Annotated in this window: 4 protein-coding genes; 2 read left to right on the top strand and 2 right to left on the bottom strand. The window is 58.7% G+C overall.

What is annotated here, in order from left to right; genetic code table 11:
• Positions 1-120 precede the first annotated feature (120 nt).
• Positions 121-1,275, bottom strand: coding sequence for an acyl-CoA dehydrogenase family protein (locus B2V90_RS04980; protein ID WP_293919990.1), 1,155 nt, complete (start codon positions 1,273-1,275; stop codon positions 121-123).
• A gap of 57 nt (positions 1,276-1,332) precedes the next feature.
• Positions 1,333-2,400, bottom strand: coding sequence for an IclR family transcriptional regulator (locus B2V90_RS04975; RefSeq protein WP_293919987.1), 1,068 nt, complete (start codon positions 2,398-2,400; stop codon positions 1,333-1,335).
• On the opposite strand from B2V90_RS04975, the gene B2V90_RS04970 reads away from it, so the two are divergent.
• The gene (locus B2V90_RS04970) at positions 2,399-3,214 is read left to right on the top strand and encodes an enoyl-CoA hydratase (protein WP_206378523.1); all 816 of its coding nucleotides are present in this window, start codon (positions 2,399-2,401) and stop codon (positions 3,212-3,214) included. The genes B2V90_RS04975 and B2V90_RS04970 overlap by 2 nt on opposite strands.
• A 2-nt stretch (positions 3,215-3,216) precedes the next feature.
• On the top strand, positions 3,217-4,560 hold a 1,344-nt coding region (locus B2V90_RS04965; protein ID WP_293919982.1), incomplete at its 3' end, for a 3-hydroxyacyl-CoA dehydrogenase.

The raw sequence follows: 4,560 nt of genomic DNA, 5'->3' as shown, positions 1-4,560 counted from the left end.
GGTTTTTACTCCGCCGTTGACAGCGCTGTCGCGCGTATTCTCCTCAAGGCAAGCCTCCGCCAAGCGGGCTAACGCGTCTTGGTTAGCCCGGCGGAAAACGAATTTTGATGAATGAAAAATTCAGCGCATTGCTTCGCGTATCATGTTGCGAGCGATGACAATCTGCTGGATCTGTGTCGTCCCCTCGTAGATTCGGAATAACCGGACGTCGCGGTAGAAGCGCTCGATCGCGTACTCGCTCACATATCCGGCGCCGCCGTGAATTTGCACACAGCGATCGGCGACGCGACCGCACATCTCGGTCGCGAACATCTTGGCGCAAGACGCTTCAGTGCTGACATTCAAGCCTTCATCACGCTTGCGCGCGGCGTCGAGAACCATACATTTCGCGGCATAGATTTCCGCCTTGCTGTCGGCGAGCATCGCCTGGATGAGCTGGAAATCAGCGATTGGCTTGCCGAACTGCTTGCGTTCCAGAGCGTAAGCCAGGGCATCGGCGAGCATGCGTTCTGATGCTCCGACGCTCAGGGCAGCGATGTGCAGTCTGCCCTTGTCCAGTACCTTCATCGCGGTTTTGAACCCGACACCCTCGACGCCGCCGATTAACTGGCCTGCGGGAACGCGGACATTATCGAGGATGACATCGCAAGTCAGCGCGCCTTTCTGGCCCATCTTGTGATCGGGTTTGCCAAATGAAAGTCCGGCGGTGCCACGTTCGACAACAAATGCGCTGATACCGCTGGCACCCTTGATGTCGGTGGAGGTGCGCGCCATGACCGTGAAAACACTGGCCAGTGGTGCATTGGTGATGAAGCGTTTGGTGCCGTTCAGCACATAGTCATCGCCGTCGCGGATCGCCGTGGTCTTGAGCGAGGCGGCGTCGGAACCGGCGTCGGGTTCGGTGAGGCAGAACGAACTGAGAAGCTCGCCGCTTGCGAGCCGCGGCAGATAGCTATCTTTCTGCGCTTCGGTGCCGTCGATCAATATGCCGATCGAGCCGATGCCGTTATTCGTGCCGATATGAGAGCGGAAGGCCGGCGAAGTCCGTCCGAGTTCGAACACGACGTTCACCTCCTCCTCCATAGTGAGGCCAAGTCCGCCGTATTGTTCGGGAATCGTCAGTCCGAAGAAACCGAATTCCTTCATCTGTTGAATGATGTCGACGGGGATCGCATCCGTTTCAGCGACTTCATTTTCCCGCGGGATAAGGGTTTCCGAAACAAACTGGCGAACGGTATCTACCAGCATCTGAAGGGTTTCCGGCTCGCGGATCATGCACTCTCCTAGCGGCAGGGTTGCCCCGCCATGTCGAGGCCCTGCCGCCCGGAAAGATTACGGGACGGCAGAACCGATGTTGTGAACCATAGTAATCAGCCGGGGACCGATATCGTCCTCCAGCTTTTCTTGCGGCAGCTGAAAGCTCGGGCCTCCGCAATTGAACGCAACGACCCCGTATTGCTTGTGAACCAGCGGCACCGCCACCGAGTTGACGTCCTTGTGCCATTCTCCGATCGACAGGCAGTAGCCATAGTCCTCATAATCGCGAAACGCCCGCTCAAGCCCGCGGCGCACCAAAGGCCAGGCTTCCGGGTCGCGATTGCGGATATGTTCCATGAGGAACGCCCGCTCGCTCTCTGGCATGGCAGCAAGACATGCGCGGCCAACCGAACTTTGTGCCAAAGGCAGGTAGCTGCCCACCTGACGGCGCATAGTCATGTTTCCGCCTCCTTGCACCACGTCGACATAGACCATTTGAAGTCGATCGCGTGCCGCCAGGGCAACGGCTGCCTTGGCATAGTCAGCCAGGTCCATCATCAATGGCGCGGCAACCGTGCGGATTGTCATGTTCGAAAGCATTGCATAACCGAGCCCCAAAACACCGACGTCCAGCTGGTATCGTCCCGAACCCGTATCCTGTTTCAGGTAACCAAGGCGCGTTAGCGTATGAGTCAGGCGTGAAACGGTCGGCTTCGGCAGACTCGTCTTGCGGGCGATCTCCTGATTTCCGAGCGTGTTGTCTTTAGGCGTGAAACAGCGCAGGATTTCCAGCCCTCGGGCCAGCGCTGTTACGAACTGACGATCCTCCTCCTCATTCTCCACGCTCAAGGGAGCCGGCGCAGACTTTTCCATCTCCCGACCTCCGCCTTGCGGTTCTCCCTGTCGGTAGCGTTCAAGTTCGTCTTGATGCGTGACATTAGAAATCTGCCTTTCGGGTTTGTCAATACGCGAAATCATATTTCGCATAGCGAAACTATGAAGGAAGCGGAACAGGAAGACAAGACCGAAATTCGCTTTTATGTTCTGAATGTTGATGGATTTTTCAAGCCCTGGTTGGCAACCGGCTTTACAATCGATGTTTTGGCCTTCTATTATAAAAATAACGAAATTGAGTTTCGCCATGCGGAATTTCAGTTCTGGGAGGATAAAATTGACAGCCCCGCAAGACAGCTTCGTTTCTGTCGAACGCCACGATAACGGCGTCGCGACAGTGCGCATCAATCGCCCTGAGGCACGGAACGCCCTAAGCATGGCTATCCGTCGCGATCTGGCTGATATGTTCAATCGCCTATCCGTCGATGCGGGGGTCCGTGCCATCATACTCACAGGTGGGGAAACCTGCTTCGTTGCCGGAGCAGATATCCGGGAATTCGCCGGAGCAGGCCCGGTCGAAATGTATCTGCGGCATACGGAAGTTCTCTGGGATGCGATAGGCCGGTGCCCAAAGCCAGTGATTGCGGCAGTCAACGGATTTGCCCTGGGCGGAGGCTGCGAACTGGCGATGCACTGCGATATCATCGTTGCCGGAGAGAGTGCCAAGTTCGCGCAACCCGAAATCAAGCTCGGCCTGATGCCCGGGGCTGGCGGAACACAACGGCTTGTTCGCGCAGTAGGCAAGTTCCAGGCCATGCGCATCGCCCTGACAGGCTGCACGGTTCGCGCATCTGAGGCACTTGCAATGGGCCTCGCCAGCGAAGTGGTGCCGGATGATCGGACGATTGCACGGGCACAGGAACTCGCCGCCGAGATCGCAGCCTTGCCGCCCATCGCAGTGGCGCAGATCAAAGAGGTCATCCTGGCCGGTGCCGATTTGCCGCTCGATAGCGCGTTGATGCTGGAGCGCAAGGCGTTCCAGCTCCTGTTCGATAGCAAGGATCAGAAGGAAGGGGCTGTCGCGTTTTTCGAGAAGCGGTCCCCGGTTTTCGAGGGTAAGTGATAATGGCCCGATCAATCGACTGCATGGGTGTCGTCGGCACAGGTGTAATGGGAAGCGGTATTGCGCAGATCGCAGCGCAGGCCGGTCTTTCAGTGATACTTTTTGACGCCCGCGACGGAGCGGCTGCCCTGGCGAAGGACAACCTCGCCGCGACATTCGCAAAGCTGGCCGACAAGGGCAAGATCAGCGCTGACGCCGCTCAGGCTGCCTTGTCACGCCTGACGGTTGCAGATCGCCTCGACGATCTTGCGCAATGCGATCTGGTCGTAGAAGCCATCGTCGAGAGGATCGAGGCAAAGCAGGAGCTTTTGGGCAAGCTGGAAGGCATCGTTGCAGCCGATTGCATTTTGGCGACCAACACCTCCTCTCTTTCGGTGACGGCCATAGCAAGCGCCAGCGATCATCCCGAACGGGTCGCCGGATTCCACTTCTTCAACCCCGTGCCTCTCATGAAGGTCGTCGAGGTGATCGACGGGCTTGCCGGCGATCCTGCTGTGGGCGATGCGCTGCTGGCACTTGCCGCGCGGATGGGGCATCGCGGGGTCCGCACCAAGGATACTCCGGGTTTCATCGTCAACCATGCCGGGCGTGCCTATGGCACGGAAGCGCTCAAGATCTTGAACGAATGCGTGGCGCCTGTCGGCGAAATCGACACGATCCTGCGCGAGACCTGCGGCTTCCGTATGGGACCGCTCGAACTCTTCGACCTGACGGGACTCGATGTCTCTCATCCCGTCATGGAATCCATCTACAACCAGTTCTACCAGGAGCCGCGCTACCGTCCCTCCGCCCTCACGCGCCTCATGTTGGCCGGTGGCCGTATCGGGCGCAAGGCGGGCGAAGGATTTTACCGATACCGCGCCGGCCAAAAGATCGATCCGCCGTCGCCCCGACCGGTGCCCGATGTTGTCAAGCTACCGCCGGTCTGGATCGGCGCGGAGCAGGATGAAGATCGCAACACGCTCGTCGCGCTCATGAAGAAACTTGGCGCGCAGGTCGAAGCCGGTGCAACGCCAACCAATGATGCCCTGTGCCTGCTTGCGCCTTACGGCTACGACACGACGATGGCGTGCGAACTGGCAGGGACACCGCCGCAAAGGACAGTCTGCATCGATATGTTCGCGGGTATCGCCCGTCATCGGACACTGATGACGTGCCCCGCCACGGACGCGGCCTATCGCGATGCCGCGCATGCGCTTTTTGCCCGCGACGGTGTCGGCGTTACTCTCATTCGTGACAGCGTCGGTTTCGTCGCTCAGCGAACCCTGGCCGCCATCGTCAATCTGGCCTGCGACATTGCCCAGCAAGGTATCGCCAGTGTCGACGATATCGACGATGCCGTTCGG

It is taken from the genome of Sphingobium sp. UBA5915, assembly GCF_002431195.1.
Lineage (GTDB): Bacteria > Pseudomonadota > Alphaproteobacteria > Sphingomonadales > Sphingomonadaceae > Sphingobium > Sphingobium soli.
The sequence above is the reverse complement of the archived record's forward strand: the minus strand, read 5'-3'. Positions and strand labels throughout refer to the sequence as shown.

Coding starts and splice junctions, on each gene's coding strand:
- B2V90_RS04970 (WP_206378523.1), top strand. CDS start 2,399: ATGCGGAATTTCAGTTCTGGGAGGATAAAATTGACAGCCCCGCAAGAC.
- B2V90_RS04980 (WP_293919990.1), bottom strand. CDS start 1,275: ATGATCCGCGAGCCGGAAACCCTTCAGATGCTGGTAGATACCGTTCGC.
- B2V90_RS04975 (WP_293919987.1), bottom strand. CDS start 2,400: ATGGCGAAACTCAATTTCGTTATTTTTATAATAGAAGGCCAAAACATC.